The sequence below is a fragment of the Stenotrophomonas sp. YIM B06876 genome (assembly GCF_030711595.1).
GTDB lineage: Bacteria > Pseudomonadota > Gammaproteobacteria > Xanthomonadales > Xanthomonadaceae > Stenotrophomonas.
Map to the genome: position 1 here is coordinate 19,592 of NZ_JAUJUJ010000004.1, position 17,001 is coordinate 36,592.

A 17,001-nucleotide genomic window follows, 5' to 3' on the forward strand; every position below is an offset into this window, starting at 1 on the left:
TTCTGTTTCAGGCCACCTCAGTGGAAGTCGCGACTGCGGATATCCAGGCTGCCCAGCAACGGCGTCAGGTCTTCCAGGCTGCGGGCGATGACATGGCGCACGCCGGTATCCGCCTCCAGCCGGCCGCTCACCATCAGCAGTTGCGCCTCCAGGAAGATCCGGCGCTGGCGTTCGGCCAGTTGCTGCCAGACCACGACGTTGATCTGGCCATGTTCGTCTTCCAGGGTGATGAAGGTGACGCCACTGGCCGTCTGCGGGCGCTGGCGGCCGGTGACCAGTCCGGCCACCACGATGTGCTGGCGGCCCTGCAGCGTGACCAGCTCCCTGGAGCTGCGGCAGCGTCGGGCCTGCAGCTGGCGGCGCAGGTGCGACAGCGGGTGGCGCTGCAGGGTGGTGCCGAGCGTGGCGTAGTCGGCGCGCAAATCTTCGCCGGCCGTCGGCATCGGCAAGGGCACCTGCACCTCGTCCGTGGCTGCCTGCCCGGCGAACAACGGGCGTTGCGCCTCGACGCCGGCGATTGCCCAGCGGGCGCGATGGCGATGGCCGGCGAGGCCACGCAGTGCCCCGGAATCGGCCAGCAAAGCCTGGGCGCGGGCATCGAGGGCCGCGCGGTGACACAGATCGGCCACATCGGCAAAAGCCCGCGCCGCCCTGGCCTGCTCGATCCGCTGCGCATCGTCTGGATTGAATCCGCGCACCATGCACAGTCCCAGACGGATGGCGAAGCGGGCCGCGTCACGTTCCGGCTCGAGGCTGCAATCCCAGCCGCTGTACCGGACATCCACCGGGCGCGTGGCCACGCCATGGCGGCGCACGTCCTGCAGCAGCTGGTCGGCACTGTAGAAGCCCATCGGCTGGCTGTTGACCAGCGCGCAGGCGAACTCCGCCGGGTAATGGCACTTGAGCCAGCTGCTGGCATAGGCGATCAGCGCGAAACTGGCGGCATGGCTTTCGGGAAATCCGTAACTGCCGAAGCCTTTGATCTGTTCGAAGATGCGCTCGGCAAAGGCCAGCGGATAACCGCGCTCGAGCATGCCCCGGGTCAGCCGTTCACGATGCGCTTCGAGTCCGCCATGGCGCTTCCATGCCGCCATTGAACGCCGCAGCTGGTCGGCCTGGCTGGCGTTGTAGCCGGCGGCGATCATCGCGATCTGCATCACCTGCTCCTGGAACAGCGGCACGCCCAAGGTGCGTTTGAGCACCTCTTCCAACGCCGGCGAGGGATAGCTCACGGCTTCTTCGCCGGTACGCCGTCGCAGGTACGGATGCACCATGTCGCCCTGGATCGGCCCGGGACGCACGATCGCCACTTCGACCACCAGATCGTAGAACGTGCGCGGCTGCAGTCGCGGCAGCATCGCCATCTGTGCCCGTGATTCGATCTGGAACACGCCCACGGTATCGGCGCGGCTGATCATCGCGTAGGTGTCCGCATCCTCGGCCGGGATCGTCGCCAGTGTGTAGTCGCGGCCGCGATATCGCCGGATCAGGTCGAAGGTCTTGCGCACCGCGGTGAGCATTCCCAGCGCCAGCACATCGACCTTGAGCAGGCCCAGCGCCTCCAGATCATCCTTGTCCCACTGGATCACGGTGCGCCCTTCCATGGCCGCGTTTTCCACCGGCACCATGGTGTGCAGCGGCCGTTCGGAAATGACAAAACCGCCCGGATGCTGCGACAGGTAGTGCGGGAAGTTCAGCAGCTCCCCCGCCAGCACCAGGATGCGTCGCAGCAGCGGGCTGTCCGGGTCGAAGCCCTGCTCGCGCAGGCGTTCCCCGGCCGGCATCTGCTCGGACCACTGGCCGACAATGCCGGTCAGCCGGGCAATCGCATCCTGCGGCAAGCCCAGCACCCGGGCGACATCGCGCAAGGCACCGCGGGCGCCATACAACGTGGCGACCGCCGCCAGCGCCGCACGCTCACGCCCGTAGCGGGAAAATACATACTGGATCACTTCTTCGCGCCGCTCGTGCTCGAAATCGACATCGATGTCGGGCGGCTCGTCGCGATCAGCTGAAATGAAGCGCTCGAACAGCAGATTGCTGTGCATCGGGTCCAGTTCGGTGATGCCCAGGGCAAAACACACCACCGAGTTCGCCGCCGAACCGCGCCCCTGGCAAAGAATGCCGCGACTGCGCGCATAGGCGACCAGGTCATGCACGGTCAGGAAATAGGACTCGTACTTTTTATACGCGATCAACGCCAGCTCCTTGTCGATCAGCGCCTGCGCAGCGGCGGGCGTGCCCTGCGGCCAGCGTCTGCGCGCGCCCTGCACCACCAGGTGCGCCAGCCAACCCGCCGCGGTCTGCCCCGCCGGCACCAGTTCATTGGGATACTGGTAATCGATGGCGGCCTTGAGATCGAAACCGCGGCAGCGCGTGGCGACGTGCAGGGTCTGGGCCAGCGCTGCGGGCGGGTAAAGCTGCTCCAGCGCGGCCAGCGGGCGCAGGTGGCGCTCGCCATTGGCGAACAGCAGGTGGCCGGCCTCGGCCACGTTGACGTGATGGCGGATGGCCGTCATCACGTCCTGCAGGGCGCGGCGACCGCGTGCGTGCATGTGCACATCGCCACTGGCCACCAGCGGCAGCGACAGACTGGCGCCCAAGGCCTGCAGATACGCCAACCGGGCGGCATCGTCGGCGCCGTGATGCAACTCCAGCGCAATCCACAGCCGCCCGGGAAAGCGTTCGCCCAGCCAGCGCCCTTCCTCCAGCGCACCGCCCGCGGCCGGAATCCACAGCGCCAGCAATCCTTCCAGGGAGGTTTCCAGATCCTCACGCAGCAGACGGTACCCGCCTTTGCCCGCCCGCCGCCGCGCCTGGGTGATCAAGCGGCACAGGGTCTGGTAGCCGCCGTTGTCTTCGACCAGCAGCACCAGTTTCGGGCCGTGCTCGACCTGCATTTCGCTGCCGACAATCAACGGCACACCGGCGTCCCTGGCCGCCTGCCAGGCGCGCACGATGCCGGCCAGGGTGCATTCGTCGGTGATGGCCAGGGCCTGATAGCCATGCTGCCGGGCGCGCTGGAACAGCTCCGAGGCGGTCGAGGCACCGCGCTGGAAGCTGAAAGCCGACAGGCAATGCAATTCGGCATAGCCGCCACTCATGCGAACCATCCCTGCAGCATGAAGCCGCCCTCGCCGCCCACCTCACGCCAGACCCAGGCGTGCTGGCCGAAACGACTGCTGACCCGGTAGTAGTCACGGCGCATGTCGGCGCCATCCCACCAGCCGCTTTCGATCCGCTCCGGCCCCGACAGCAGCTGTGGAGCGGCGCCCGGCCATGGCACGGCAGCCGGCAACAGCCAGCCCGGCCGCGCGGCAGGCGGCGCGACCGGCACGGTTTTCTTTTCAGCAACCGCTTCGCTGCGCCAGGCCTGCTCCGGGCGGTGGTCGGCGTGCACCCGCAGCCCGTGCACGGCCTGTTCGCCGAGGCGGGCGCGCAGGCGTTCGCGCAACTGCTCCCATGGCGTGTTCTGCTGCGGTCGCGGATCGAACAGTTCGCGATGCCCGGGCACGAAAGCCGGCAACTGGTCGGCGTACAGTCCCATTGCCCGTACCGCTGCAGGCAGCTGCGCCTGCTCCAGGCGATTGCGGGCGATGTCGAACAGCAGCGCCGGATCGCGCTCGGCCGCGAGCAGTCCGATGGTCACCGCGGTGGCCGCGCAGTCCTCATGTTCCAGTTGCAGGGTGAAGCGCTGCACGCTGCCATCGCGCCCGGCCAGGAACGCGGCCAGATCCGAGGCCAGGCGCCGCAACGGGAACAGCAGCGCCTGCGAGGACTCCACTTCATAGCCCAGCTCGATCCGCGCTTCAAACACATCTGGCGGCTGGTAGGGCTGCAGCGGAAACGCGCGCTCCCCCAGCAATGCATCCAGATGCTGCAATACCTGCGGCGGGAAACGCCGGGCAATACTGTCGCGTGGCAACGCGTAAAGCTGCTTGAGCGTGCGCAAGCCCATCCGTTCAAACGCGGTGGCCGCCTCCGCCCCGAAGCCGGCCCGCTGCACCGGCAGCTGTCCCAATGCAGCCCGCAGCTGGCCGGCGTCAATCGCCAGCCCGTCATGGGCATTGGCCAATGCCCGTGCCGCCACCGGATTGGGGGCCAGCACGATACGGTGGCGGAATCCCAATGCCTGCAGCCCATTGCGCAGCCGCGCCTCGAACTGCGGCCACGGCCCGAACAGACCGAGGCTGCCTTCGACTTCGACAATCAGCGCCTGCGCGTACTGCAGGCTGACCTGCGAACTGAAACGGTAGGCCCAGGCCGCCAGCAAGGCATGCCAGCGGGCCTCATCGGCCGGGTCATGGCTGCTGCTTTCAAAACCGGCGGCCAATGCCTGCGCGGTCACCAGCGACAGCCCCGCCTTCAAACCCAGTGCGGCGGCGGCCGGATTGACCGCATGCAGTACCCGGCGCTGCGCCGGCCCGCGCACCAATACCCGCGGTGCGGCGGGATCGGCACAGCCGCGCAGCACGCCGTCCAGCGCCAGATGCGGCAACAGGATGCAGGCCCAGCGCATAAGCCCCTCATTGCACCGCGGCGAAGGGGATCGGCCGCGTCGGCGCCAATCCACCGCGGCATTTGAGCACCCGCAACTGCGCAGGTTGCGCGTCGATGGCAATCCGCAACGCGGCCGGCGAGGGATTGCGCACCGCCGGCAACGGCCGGCAGGCGAAACCCAGGGTCTGCCCGGATTCGGCCGCCACCTGCAGCCGGCGCAAGGCGCGATCATCGGCCAGCTGCGGCCAGCACAACACCGCCGCGCAGCTGCCCGAACGCAGGCACTGCTCGGCGGCCCACAGCGCATCGCGCAACTGCGGCGCCTGTACCACCTGCAGCTGGCGCAACTCGATGCCGGCGGCCTGCCAGGCCGGCGCGTAGGGAATGTAGGGCGGTGCAATCAACACCACCCGCTCGCCGGCCTGGGTCAGCCGTGCCAGCGAGGGCCACAACAAGCGCAATTCGCCCACGCCATCGGCCGGCACCAGCACCTCGGTCAAAGCGGCTTCCGGCCACCCGCCGGTCGGCAGGACCGCATCCAGCGCGGCATGCCCACTGGGCTGGCGACTGGCCGGCATTGGCACCGGCCGGCCACGCCAGATCCGGCGCTCGTGCAGCAGACTGTCCAGAGCCACAACGGCGCCCATCAGCCGCGCCTTACCAGCCCGCAGAACACGCCCTCGATGGCGAAATCCTGCCCCGGCTCCACTTCGATCGGCTGATAGGCCGGATTGCGCGGCAGCAGGCGCAGCGCATGTGTCGAGCGCGACAGCCGCTTGATGGTCAGTTCGCCGTCCAGCCGTGCCACCACCACCTGGCCATTACGGGCATCGGCACTGCGGCGGACCCCGACCAGATCGCCATCGAGAATGCCGTCCTCGATCATCGAATCGCCCTGCACCCGCAGCAGATAGTCCGGCTTGGTGGAAAACAGCCGCGCATCCAGCGCCAGCGTATCCACCAGCCCGGCATCGGCGCCGATCGGGATGCCGGCCGCCACCCGCCCCAGAACCGGCACCCGCAGCAGGTCGGCCCGCGCCTGCAATCCGGCCGGACGGATGCCGCGCGCCTGCCCGGCGGTGACCTCGATCAATCCCGCCCCGGACAGTGCCAGCACATGCTTGCGCGCCGCCCCGCGCGAGGCCAGGCCACAGGCCTGTGCGATTTCCGCCAGCGTCGGCGGCTGGCCATGACCGCTGACCCGATCACGGATGAAAGCCAGGATGGTGGCGCGGCGGGGACTGAGTTCGCTCATGGAGTACATTTGTACTCTATTGTGCGTTTACCCACCAGCGGTAACGGAACAGTGAAAATAGTGAATACGCGATCCCTGTTATTGTCGAAGGCATATGAAACCTTCGCGCGACCACTCCGCCCTGTCCGCCGTCCAACGTGAATTGCGCGGCGCGCCGCTTCACACCCTCGCCCCGGTTACCGCACTGGTGCTGGTGCTGTTCGGACTGTGGCAAGGGGTTGGCGGCCACCCGGGTAACGCCGCCATTTCAGCGGTGTGCGCGCTGCCGGCCATCATCGCCACCCTGATGCTGCGGCAGTCGGCACACCGCTGGGAAGGGGCCGGAATATTGCTGTGCATCAGCACCGTACTGGGCAGCCTGCTCGCGGCCTGGTGGCTTGGGCCCACCGCCCTGGCCTGGTCCTATCTGGCCTTGATGGCCAATTTCTTCATCGCCCGCATCCAGGTGGCCGCCCCGGCCAATCTGCTGTTGGTGGCGGCCCTGCTGGCCACCCCGGACCTGCTGCTGGGCAATCCGGCCAATGTTCCCGGTCTCATCGTGATCGCCCTCACGTTCGGTATCGGCTACCACTTTTCCCGGCGCCTGCAGGGCGACCGTGCCCGGCTGGAGCAACTGGCGGCACTGGACAGCCTCACCGGCCTGCCCAACCGGCGCATGCTGGAAAAAACCCTGCTGCAGCTGATTGGCGATGCCCGCGCCGACCGCTACCAGCATGCGCTGGTGATTCTCGATATCGACCATTTCAAGGGCATCAATGACAGCCATGGCCACAGCGCTGGCGACACCGCTTTGTCGGACCTGTCGATGATCCTGCGCTTCGAACTGCGCGAACATGACAGGGTGTTCCGCTTCGGGGGCGAGGAGTTCGTGATTCTGGCCCATGCCACCTCGCGCGAAAACCTGGAAAGTTTTACCGAACGCATACGCAAAGCGGTCTACCAGTCACTGCGCGGCCCGGATGGACGTATCACCATCTCACTGGGCGCGGCCATGTACGGCGGGGAGAAACACTGGCAGGACTGGTTTTCACGCGCCGATGCGGTGCTGTACCGGGCCAAAAGCAACGGCCGCAACACCTATGTCATCGCCGAAGACATCGTCGAAGAGGTCGCCTGATCCGGCGCAGCCGAGCGGACAGGGGCGCACTGTCCCGCCGTGTCTCACCAGCAGCACGGCGGTACCGCTTGCGAAAGCAGGCATCGCCCGCATTGACCGCAGCGGCCAGTCGGCTGCGACGGAGTATCGGCAGATCCGCGCCACGGTGCGCCGCCTTGTCCGCACGCGGCTGGAACTCCCGCACCGCGCTTGAACCCCAGGCATCGCATGTTCCGCCGCACGGAAGCGCAGCAGGAGGCGGCCGACCAGCCCAGGACAACCGGGTCGTTGACGGCAACGCGTGTACGTGGGCACTTCGCCGCTGCAGATACCGGAAAGGCCGCTTGCGCGGCCTTCCCTTCCTGTTATCGCTGTCAGACGATCGCAACGATCACGAACGCAGCGGGATCAGCCGGATCTCGACGCGACGGTTCTGCGCCCGGCCGGCATCGGTGCTGTTGCTGGCAATCGGATAGGCCTTGCCGGCACCCAGGGTTTCAATGCGCGCACGCTGCACGCCCTGTGCAGTCAGATAGGCCGCCACCGCATCGGCGCGCTCCTTGGAGATACGGTTGTTGACGGCATCGGTGCCGATGCTGTCGGTATGCCCCACCACTTCGATCATGGTCTGGTTGTATTCGGTCAACGTGCTGGCCACGCCGTTGAGCGCACTGTAGAACTGCGGCTTCAACGAGGTCTTGTTGAAATCGAAGGTGATGCCATCCGGCAGATTCAGGGTGATGTTATCGCCCTGACGCTGCACATCGATGCCGGTGTTGGCGGTGCGCTCACGCAGCGCGCGTTCCTGGCGATCCTGGTAGTTGCCCACCGCCGCACCACTGAGTGCACCGATACCGGCGCCGATCATGGCGTGCTGGCGACGCTCGGTCGCGCTGTTGCCCGTCAGCAGACCGGCTGCGACACCGATGGCGCTCCCGATCACCGCGCCCTTGCCGGTGCGGTTCTGTTGCTGGGTGGGGTTGCCGTACTGGTCGCTCTGCACATACGAGCCGCCAGTGGCGCAAGCAGACAGGACAGCGGCGGTGAGCAGCGCGAGGGACACATTGCGGGTTGCGGATCGGATCATGATGTTTCTCCTTGGGGCCGGACAGGGCGGCATGACGTGGCCGGTGAAGCATAAACAGCCGTACGCGATGCGTGCATGACGAGCGCCGCATTCTGTGGCATCCATTCATGTTTCTGTGTGTGCCGTTCAAACAGGACTCACACCCGCTGGTATGCCGCCAGCGCCGCCTCCCGCCCTTGGGCCAGATCCACCAGCGGCTGCCGCGGATAGTCCAGCGCTTTGTCTGCCAGCAATGCCGGGAACAGCCACGGGGCGAAGCGCGCCTTGAGCGGCAGCGCGCCCAGCTCGGGCACCCAGCGGGTGATGTAGCGTGCCTCCGGATCGAATTTCTGCGCCTGTGTCACCGGGTTGAAGATACGGAAATACGGCGCCGCATCCGCGCCGGTACCGGCGACCCATTGCCAGCCCATCGTGTTGTTGGCCAGGTCGGCGTCCACCAGTGTGTCCCAGAACCAGCGCGCGCCATGCAGCCAATGCAGCCGCAGGTGCTTGCACAGGTAGCTGGCCACGATCATCCGCACGCGGTTGTGCATGTAGCCGGTGGCCCACAGTTCGCGCATCCCGGCATCGACGATCGGAACGCCGGTGCGCCCCTGCTGCCATGCCGCCAGCAGCGGTGGATCGGGCGCGGTCCAGGCAAACCGGTCAAACCGGGGGTTGAGGTTGCGCTCACTGGTGTGCGGGAAGTGGTGCAACAGGTGCGTGGAGAATTCGCGCCAGCCCAGTTCGCGCAGATAGCCGTTGACGTCGGCTTCGTTGGCCGCGGTGCGCTGCCGCTCCAGCACCGTGGCGATATGCCACGGCGCGATTTCACCGAAATGCAGATGCGGCGACAACAGCGAAGTGCCCACCCGGTCCGGCAGGTCGCGCTGCTGCCGGTAGCCCTGCAGCGCGCCTTCCACAAAAACGTCCAGCGCCTCGTGGGCCCCGGTTTCCCCGGGCTGCCAGTGTTCCCAGAACCCGTTGTCCCAGGCCAGCGCCGGGTGCAACTGCAGCGCGTCCAGTGGCACGCCGGAAATGGACGGGCGTGGCAGGGCGGCCGGCGCGGCGGACAGCACCGGCAGCTTCCAGCGGGTCAACGCAGTGCGCCAGAACGGGGTAAACACCTTGTAGGGCCCGCCCTGCTGGGTCGCCAGCTCCCACGGCTCGAACAGCAGGCTGCCGTTGTGGCTTTCGGCAACGATGCCCTGCCCGCGCAGCTCGCGCTTGAGGGCGGCGTCACGCGCCTGCGTGGCCGGCTCGTACTTGCGGTTCCAGTACACCGCCTGCGCGCCGGTTTCGGCAATCAATTGCTGCAGTGCTGCGGCACTCGGGCCATGGCGTATCACCAGCTGCGAGCCACGCGCGCGCAGGTCCGCATCCAGGTTCGCCAGCGAACGGTGCAACCAGGCATTGGAGGCCGCGCCCGGCGCCCACGCCCCCTCCTCGTCGGGCGCATGCACATAGACCAGCAGCGGTTCGTGCCCGGCCGCAAGCGCCGCCTGCAATGCGGGATTGTCCTGCAGGCGCAAGTCACGCCTGAACCACACCAACGCAACGGACATTTTCTGAGGCACCGGCCAGTTCGAAGACGCTGATGATAGGTGGTCGCCCGGTGAAAAGAGTGCCCCTGCGGCTGTGCCATGATCCGCAACGGCGGCCGCAGCGGCCCGCCCACGCGCCCCGTGCGGGTGTGCGCCAGCGACGAGGTGCCGTGATGGAAACGCAGCTCAGTGCGGATGCTTCGATCTACCGGATCCTGGTTTTCGATGAAGTGTATTCAGCGCGTGCGGCCCAGGAGCAGGCCGAGAAGAGCAAGCTGTCCGCGTTCGGCACGCTGGCACGCCTGAACCCGCTGAACCGGCCCAGGGCCGAGACGGTCAACCTGTCCAAATCGGAGCTGCGCTACGAGCCGTTCTGGCATGTGGCCGCGCGGCGCGAGATCGACTACGTGCATGAGGCCGTATATCCGCTGCAGGTCACCAATCCCCATGCGCGCCAGCTGGAGATCGCCGGGCAGGCGTTCGAGGTGCTGGCCAACGGCAACAAACCGCGGGTGGAGCTGGCCGTCAATGAACTGTGCCACCGCAAGATCGAGACGATGTTGTACCAGGACGGGCTGAAACGCCCGATCCGCCAGGCCAAGCTGCAGGGCTATGTGCAACGCTACCGCGCGGTGGAGCAGCAGCAACTGGATCTTCCCGGCGGCGTCGCCCCGCAGATGCCCTTCGCCTCGGTGATCCAGGTGATCAAGTCGCAGCTGGCCGCCGAAGCGATCGACGCCCACCGCATCGACAACGACCTGCTGGAATTCGTCAGCGCCAACCTGTACTTCCGCCCGGTGTTCGCCTTCGAATACCTGTGGACCGGCGCCGGCAAGATCGGCGTGATCGAGATCGACGGCCTGACCGGCGAGGTGGTGGAGGATGGCCAGTGGTTCCGCGACAAGCTCGATACCGTGATGTCGCGCGAGATGCTGTTCGAGCTGGGCGCGGAAATGGCCTCGGCCGCGGTGCCCGGTGGCGGCTTCGCGGTGAAGGTGCTGGGCAAGCTGACCCAGGAGCGCAACGGGCGCCCCTGAGCGGATGGCCTATTCGAACGAGCCGACCGAGTCGTGCGAGAGGTTGTCGAAACGGGTGTATTCGCCGAAGAACTTCAGTTTGCACGAACCGGTGGGGCCACCACGGTGCTTGCCGATGATGATCTCGGCCAGGCCCTTGTCCGGCGAACTTTCCTTGTTGTAGTAGTCGTCGCGGTAGATGAACACGATCATGTCCGCGTCCTGCTCGATGGCGCCGGATTCGCGCAGGTCGGCCATCACCGGACGTTTGTCGGTCCGCGTTTCCAGCGAGCGGTTGAGCTGCGACAGCGCGATCACCGGCACGTTCAGCTCCTTGGCCAGCCCCTTGAGCGAACGGCTGATCTCGGAGATTTCGGTGGCGCGGTTCTCGCTGTTGCCGGGCACCGACATCAGCTGCAGATAGTCGATCACGATCAGGCCCAGGTCATGCTCGCGCTTGAGCCGGCGGCACTTGGACCGCAGGATCTCCGGCGACACGCCAGGCGTATCGTCGATGAAGATCTTGGTTTCCTTCAGCATCCGGATCGCACCGGTGACGCGGCTCCAGTCCTCGTCCTCGAGCTGGCCGGTCCGCAGGCGCTGGGCATTGATGCGGCCGTTGGAGGAAATCAGGCGCATCGCCAGCTGCGAGGCGGACATTTCCATCGAGAACACCGCCACGCCCTTTTTCGACTTGATCGCCGCGTACTCGGCGATGTTCAGTGCCAGCGTGGTCTTGCCCATGGCCGGACGCGCGGCAAGGATGATCAGGTCGGTCGGCTGCAGGCCGGCGGTCATCGCATCGAAATCGGTATAGCCGGTCGGCAGGCCGGTGATGTTGCCGCCGTTCTCGAAACGGTTGCGCAACTCCTCGAACGCGTCCTTCAGCGCGCCGGGCATCGCCACGAAGTCGGTGCGGCCGCGCGCGCCCTGTTCGGCGATGGCGAACACCGATTTCTCGGCGCTGGACAGCAGCTCGGCACTGTCACGCCCTTCCGGCTGGAAGCCATCGTTGACGATGTCGGTACCGACCTGGATCAGCTGCCGCAGCACCGCCTTGTCGCGCACGATCTCGGCGTAGGCGCTGATGTTGGCCGCCGACGGCGTGGTGCTGGCCAGCTCGATCAGATAGGCGCCATCGCCGACCACTTCCATCTTGCCCTGCGACTCGAACCATTCGCCCAGGGTGACGGCGTCGAACGGGCGGTCACGCTCGCACAGCTCACGGATCGCGCGGTAGATCAGCTGATGGTCGCGGCGGTAGAAATCCTTCTCGGTCAGCTGCTCGTTGACCTGGTCGAACGCCTGCGGCGCCAGCATCAGGCCGCCCAGCACCGCCTGTTCGGCTTCCACCGAATGCGGCGGCACGCGCAGGCTGTCGATGCGCTGCTCGCTGCGCTCGGAACGGTCATTACGGTCGCTGCGGTCGGAACGGAAACCAGAACGGGCGGACATGAAAAAGCACTTCCTGCATTGAATAACCGTCGGGCATGGTAGACATGCGCCGGCAGCCGGAGCCACGGACAAAGCTGTGGATAACCTGTCTACAAACCGGGATAAGGCGGTCACCGCCCGCCGGTCGTGACACGGTCACATCGCACAACATGCGACCGGCCCCCTTGCGGCGCCGGGACGGGGATTATCGCAGATGGCGCCCGTCCCATGCGCCGGCACGATTCAGCCGTGGTGCTTGCCGATCCAGCGGATGAACGCATCGACAAACCCCTGCAGGAACTTGCGGGTGCCCTCGTTGCTGATGCTGCCATCAGCCTCGATCAACCCCTCCTTGAATTGCAGGAACGCCTCCGGCTGCGCCATCACCGCCAGGTTCACAAACACCAGCACGTTGCGCAGATGCTGCTGGGCCATGGCGGCACCGGGCGCGCCGGGGGAGGCCCCGATCACCGCCGCCGGCTTGCCATCGAAGGCACCGTCGCCGTAAGGGCGCGAAGCGGTATCGATCGCGTTTTTGAGCACGCCCGGGATCGAGCGGTTGTACTCGGGGGTGACGAACAGCACCGCGTCGGCACCGCGCACGTGATTTTTCAGGCGCACGCCCTGTGCCGGGAAATCGCCGTCATTGTCCTGGTTGTACAACGGCAGGTCATCGATCCGCGCGTATTCGAACGTGGCCTGGCCGGCGGCCAGTTTTTCCAGCGCGCGGGCCAGTTGCAGGTTGATGGACTGCTTGCGCAGGCTGCCGACGAAAACAACGATGCGGTACATGCCGGTCCTCCAAAGGAAAAGACCCGCACAGCGTAGTCAGCGTCCCCTTCGGCAACAGTGAAGAACGGTCACGACGAACGTGAGGCCACATCGGCCCGGCTCGCGCGCCAGTGCTCCTGCCAGGCCTGGAACATCAGCACATTCCACAGGTGGGTATGCCATTTGCGCTCGCCCTGGCGGAACCGCCCCCAGATCGCGCCGATGGCCGCAGCATCGAATATGCCGTCTCCGTGCAGGCGCGGCGCCGACAGCAGATCGCCCGCCCACGGCTGCAGGTCACCGCGCAGCCACTGGGTGACCGGTGCGCCAAAGCCGCGCTTGCCGCGATACACCATCGGCGCCGGCAGATAGCGGCACAGCACCTTCTTCAGCAGGTATTTGCTGACGCCATCGCGCAGCTTCATCCGCATCGGCAACGACCAGGCGAACTCGGCCACTTCCCAGTCCAGCAGTGGCGCCCGCGCTTCCAGGCTGGCCGCCATGGTGGTGCGATCGACCTTGCACAGCAAATCGTCGGCCAGATAGGTGGTGAAATCGGCCAGCATCATCGCGTCGGCCGGGCTGCCGGCGCCATGCAGCGGATCGGCCAGGCTGTAGAAGGTGGCCGGCTCATGCGCGCCCAGCACCACCGCGGCAGGATCGCGCCAGCGCGAAATCCGGTTGCGGTACACATCGCCGATGCCCCGGGCACCGGTTTCGGCCAGCAGCGCCGCCAGTCCCCCGGCTCGTGAAGCCTCGCCCTGTCCGGCGGCGCGCTGGCCCAGCCAGCCGCGCACCGCGCCGGGCACCTTCCGCAGCATCGCCCAGTTGCGCATTGCCCGCTGGTAACGGGTGTAGCCGAAAAACAGCTCGTCGCCGCCATCGCCGGACAACGCCACGGTGACGCCGCCACGGGCCAGCCGTGCGACCAGCGCGGTGGGCACCTGCGAGGCATCGGCAAAGGGTTCATCGAACATCGCCGGCAGCTGCGGCACCACCGCCAGCGCGTCGGCGCCGGTGACATACAGCTCGGTGTGGTCGCTGCCCAGATGGGTGGCCACCTCCTTGGCCAGCGGCGCCTCGTCGTGGTGCGAGCCTGCAAAGCCGATGCTGAAACTGTGGATCGGCTGCGTACTTTGCGCCTGCATCATCGCCGCGACGATGGAGGAATCGGTGCCGCCGGAAAGGAACACCCCGACCGGCACGTCGGCCACCATCCGCAGTCCCACCGCCTGGCGCAGGCGCCGGTCCAGCTGTTCCTCGGCCTGCGCGTCGTCACCGCTGAACGGATGGACCAGTGCCGCCTGCATGCGCTCGCGCGCGTTCCAGAATGGCTGCTGCGCCTGATCCGGCCGGTGCGCGGCGGCCCCCGCGGCCACGCTGGCCGCATCCAGGCGCAGGATGCGCCCGGGCATCAGCTTGAAGGCGCGCTCGTGGATGCAATGCGGCGCCGGAATGTAGTCCAGCCGCAGCAACAGGGTCAGCGCGTCGCGGTCGATGCCGTTGTCGAAATCCGGGTGCTGCCACAGCGCCTTGAGTTCGGAGCCGAACACCAGGGCGTCACCGGCCCAGCCGTAGTACAGCGGCTTTTTGCCAACGCGGTCACGGGCCAATGACAGGCAGCGCTGCTGGCGGTCCCACAACGCGATGGCGAACATGCCGTTGCAGCGCTGCAGCGCCATCTCCAGCCCCCACTGCATGATCGCCGCCAGCAACACCTCGGTGTCCGAGTGGCCGCGGAAGCCATGGCCGACCGCCTCCAGCTCGGTGCGCAGCGCGGCGAAATTGTAGATCTCGCCGTTGTAGGCCAACTGGTAGCGGCCATCGGCCGAGGCCATCGGCTGGTGGCCCAGCGGCGAGAGGTCGAGGATGCTCAAGCGGCGATGGGCCAGGGCGACGCCCTCGGCCGCATCGACCCACACCCCGCGGTCATCCGGGCCACGGTGGGCCAACGCATCGCCCATCGCCCCGGCCAACGCCGACAACACCTGCTCCTGCTGCCGCGCCACCGGCAGCAGCATTCCCGCCAATCCACACATATCTATTCCTGCGCCAGCTCCGCGGCGGCGTTCAAGATGTCATTGTCGCCCGGAAGCACCAGCAACGCCGCACCGGCCAACGGGGTATAGGTGTCGGCGCCCACCACCCGACGCATCGGCAGCGCGCCGTGACCGGCCTCGACCAGCGCGGTGATCACCCCTTCGCCCACCCCGGCACTGCGCCGCCCCTCGTCCACCACAATGATCCGCCGGGTCCCGGCCGCCTGCGCGGCGATGAAGTCCGCGTTCAACGGCACCAGCCAGCGCAGGTCCACCACCTTGACCTTCCAGCCGTGCGCGGCCTCGATACCCGTGGCCGCACGCAGGCTCATCGGCACGCCATTGCCATAGGTGAAGATCACCAGGTCCGCGGCGCCTTCGGCATAGACCCGCCCTTCGCCCGGCAGCATCGCCTCATCCGCTGCCGGGTACGGGAACAGCCACTGGCCATCTCCGGCTTGATGCAGATCCTTGGTCATGTACAGCGCGATCGGTTCAAGGAATACGCAGACCCGCCCGTCCACCCTGGACAGCGCCGCCAGGGTACGCAGCATCGTGGCGGCGTCATCGCCGCGCGACGGGCAGCCCACCACCAGCCCGGGGATGTCGCGGATGGCAGCGATCGAATTGTCATTGTGGAAGTGACCGCCGAAGCCCTTCTGGTAACCCAGCCCGGCAATGCGCACCAGCATTGGATTGCGATACTGGTCGTTGGAGAAGAACTGCAGCGAGCAGGCCTCGCCACGCAGCTGGTCGGCGGCGTTGTGCAGGTAGGCCAGGTACTGGATCTCGGGCACCGGCAGCATGCCCATGTTGGCGAACCCCTGGGCCATGCCCAGGATCATGGTTTCATCGAGCAGCGTGTTGAACACCCGGCGCGCGCCGAAGGCTTTCAACAGGCCCTTGCTGACCGTGTAGACCCCGCCCTTCTGCGCCACGTCCTCACCGAACAGCACCGTTTCGGGGTACTTGCAAAACAGGTCGTGCAGTGCCTGGTTGATCTGGACCGCCAGATGCCGCGGCGGCTGGTTTTCCGGCAAAGCCGCTTCGCTGCCGAAGACCTGCAGGCGCCGCGCGGCAAAATCCGCCCGCGCCGCTTCGGCCTGCACCTTGTCCGGCGAATACGGTGCCAGTGGCCGCACCACCTCGGCCAGTGACGCCAGCCGCGGGCGCTGGTCCGCCGCTTCGGCCGCGGCAAAACAGCGCTGGCGGGTCTGTTCGTACAGCGCCAGTACTTCGGCCTTGTCCATGACACCGGACTCCACCGCGATCTGCGCCGAGCGCAGCAGCGGGTCGGACGCCTCGACCGCGCACAACTCGTCCAGCGCCCGCCATTCGATCTCGAAATCGGTACCGGCGTGGCCCATCAGCCGGGTCGTGCGCAGATGCAGGAAGGTCGGCCGCCGCGTCTGCCGGCAGTGCTGCACCGCGCGCTGCACGTCCGCATAGCCGTGCGCCAGATCCAGCCCGTCGGCCTGGAAGTAATCCAGCCCGGGGCGGTTGCGGAAGCTCTCGCCGATCCAGCCGCTGGGGGTTTTCACCGAAATGCCGATGCCATTGTCCTCGCACACGAACAGCACCGGCGCCGGCAGCTTCTGGTACGCGCTCCAGGACGCGGTATTGAAGGCGGTCTGCGCGGTGGCGTGGTTGGCCGAGGCGTCGCCGAACGAGCAGATGGTGATGCTGTCTTCGGGAATGGGCAGCGGATGCCCCAGACGTTTGCCGGCCTCGATCGCCATCGCCGTTCCCAGTGCCTTGGGCAGGTGCGAGGCGATCGTGGAGGTCTGCGGCAGCACCCACAGCGGCTTGCTGCCCCACACCTTGTGGCGGCCGCCACTGGCCGGATCATCCTTGCTGGCGGCAAACGACAGCGCCGAATCCATCACCGGGTCCATGCCCGGCAGCTTGCGGAAGCGCTCGGCCATGAACCCGCCGGAGCGGTAGTGCAGGAACGCCGGATCGGTATGCCGCGCCGCCCGCGCCACCATGGCGTTGCCCTCGTGGCCGGAGGAACCGATGGTGTAGAAGACCTTGTTCTGTACCCGCAGCACGCGCGCCATCAGGTCCAGATGGCGGCTGATCAGCTGCGACTGGAACAGTTCGCGGAACCCGCGCACATCCAGGGCGCTTCCCGGCACCACCGGCGCCTCGTCCTGCGGCGCGCTACGCGGCCCCTCGGGCAATCCTTTTACGAATTCGGTGAAGTTGAAGTCACAGATCTCGGCGCGGTTCAGACCCTTCATACGTGCCGGAATGGGATGGGGAACACTTGCGAACATG

Annotated in this window: 12 protein-coding genes; 2 read left to right on the forward strand and 10 right to left on the reverse strand. The window is 67.0% G+C overall.

What is annotated here, in order from left to right; all coding sequences use genetic code 11:
• Window positions 1-17: 17 nt before the first annotated feature.
• From QZH66_RS03265 to lexA, 4 genes are read right to left on the reverse strand one after another with little or no spacing between them, the layout of a single operon-like run.
• Complete coding sequence (locus tag QZH66_RS03265) at window positions 18-3,104, reverse strand: error-prone DNA polymerase (protein ID WP_305804524.1); 3,087 nt, start codon at window positions 3,102-3,104, stop codon at window positions 18-20.
• Window positions 3,101-4,519 (reverse strand): DNA polymerase Y family protein, encoded by a 1,419-nt coding sequence (locus QZH66_RS03270; RefSeq protein ID WP_305804525.1) that lies wholly within the window; start codon window positions 4,517-4,519, stop codon window positions 3,101-3,103. Before QZH66_RS03270 ends, QZH66_RS03265 begins: the two co-directional genes overlap by 4 nt.
• A gap of 7 nt (window positions 4,520-4,526) precedes the next feature.
• Window positions 4,527-5,147: a translesion DNA synthesis-associated protein ImuA gene (gene imuA / locus QZH66_RS03275; RefSeq protein WP_305804526.1), complete on the reverse strand. Its 621-nt coding sequence runs from the start codon at window positions 5,145-5,147 to the stop codon at window positions 4,527-4,529.
• Window positions 5,147-5,755, reverse strand: a complete 609-nt coding sequence (gene lexA, locus QZH66_RS03280; protein WP_305804527.1) for a transcriptional repressor LexA — start codon at window positions 5,753-5,755, stop codon at window positions 5,147-5,149. The genes imuA and lexA overlap by 1 nt, the downstream gene beginning before the upstream one ends.
• Window positions 5,756-5,849: 94 nt before the next feature.
• On the opposite strand from lexA, the gene QZH66_RS03285 reads away from it, so the two are divergent.
• Window positions 5,850-6,872, forward strand: a complete 1,023-nt coding sequence (locus QZH66_RS03285) for a GGDEF domain-containing protein (protein WP_305804528.1) — start codon at window positions 5,850-5,852, stop codon at window positions 6,870-6,872.
• A 370-nt stretch (window positions 6,873-7,242) separates the two neighbouring features.
• Here the strand turns inward: QZH66_RS03285 and QZH66_RS03290 are convergent, their stop codons facing one another.
• Together QZH66_RS03290 and QZH66_RS03295 are read right to left on the reverse strand one after the other, a co-directional pair.
• Window positions 7,243-7,938: an OmpA family protein gene (locus tag QZH66_RS03290; protein WP_305804529.1), complete on the reverse strand. Its 696-nt coding sequence runs from the start codon at window positions 7,936-7,938 to the stop codon at window positions 7,243-7,245.
• A 137-nt stretch (window positions 7,939-8,075) separates the two neighbouring features.
• On the reverse strand, window positions 8,076-9,482 hold the full coding sequence (locus QZH66_RS03295; RefSeq protein ID WP_305804530.1) for a deoxyribodipyrimidine photo-lyase: 1,407 nt from the start codon (window positions 9,480-9,482) through the stop codon (window positions 8,076-8,078).
• Window positions 9,483-9,634: 152 nt separating this feature from the next.
• Between QZH66_RS03295 and QZH66_RS03300 the strand changes: the two genes are divergently transcribed.
• A complete protein-coding gene (locus QZH66_RS03300; protein WP_305804531.1) occupies window positions 9,635-10,498 on the forward strand; it encodes a hypothetical protein in 864 nt (287 codons plus the stop codon).
• A 9-nt stretch (window positions 10,499-10,507) separates the two neighbouring features.
• On the opposite strand, the gene QZH66_RS03305 is transcribed toward QZH66_RS03300, so the two are convergent.
• The 4 genes from QZH66_RS03305 to QZH66_RS03320 form a co-directional block, all read right to left on the reverse strand.
• Window positions 10,508-11,932: a replicative DNA helicase gene (locus QZH66_RS03305; protein WP_305804532.1), complete on the reverse strand. Its 1,425-nt coding sequence runs from the start codon at window positions 11,930-11,932 to the stop codon at window positions 10,508-10,510.
• 222 nt (window positions 11,933-12,154) lie between these two features.
• Window positions 12,155-12,703, reverse strand: a complete 549-nt coding sequence (locus QZH66_RS03310) for an NADPH-dependent FMN reductase (RefSeq protein WP_305804533.1) — start codon at window positions 12,701-12,703, stop codon at window positions 12,155-12,157.
• A 68-nt stretch (window positions 12,704-12,771) separates the two neighbouring features.
• A complete protein-coding gene (gene asnB, locus QZH66_RS03315; protein WP_305804534.1) occupies window positions 12,772-14,721 on the reverse strand; it encodes an asparagine synthase (glutamine-hydrolyzing) in 1,950 nt (649 codons plus the stop codon).
• A 2-nt stretch (window positions 14,722-14,723) separates the two neighbouring features.
• Window positions 14,724-17,000, reverse strand: a complete 2,277-nt coding sequence (locus QZH66_RS03320) for a thiamine pyrophosphate-dependent enzyme (RefSeq protein ID WP_305804535.1) — start codon at window positions 16,998-17,000, stop codon at window positions 14,724-14,726.
• Window position 17,001: the final 1 nt, after the last annotated feature.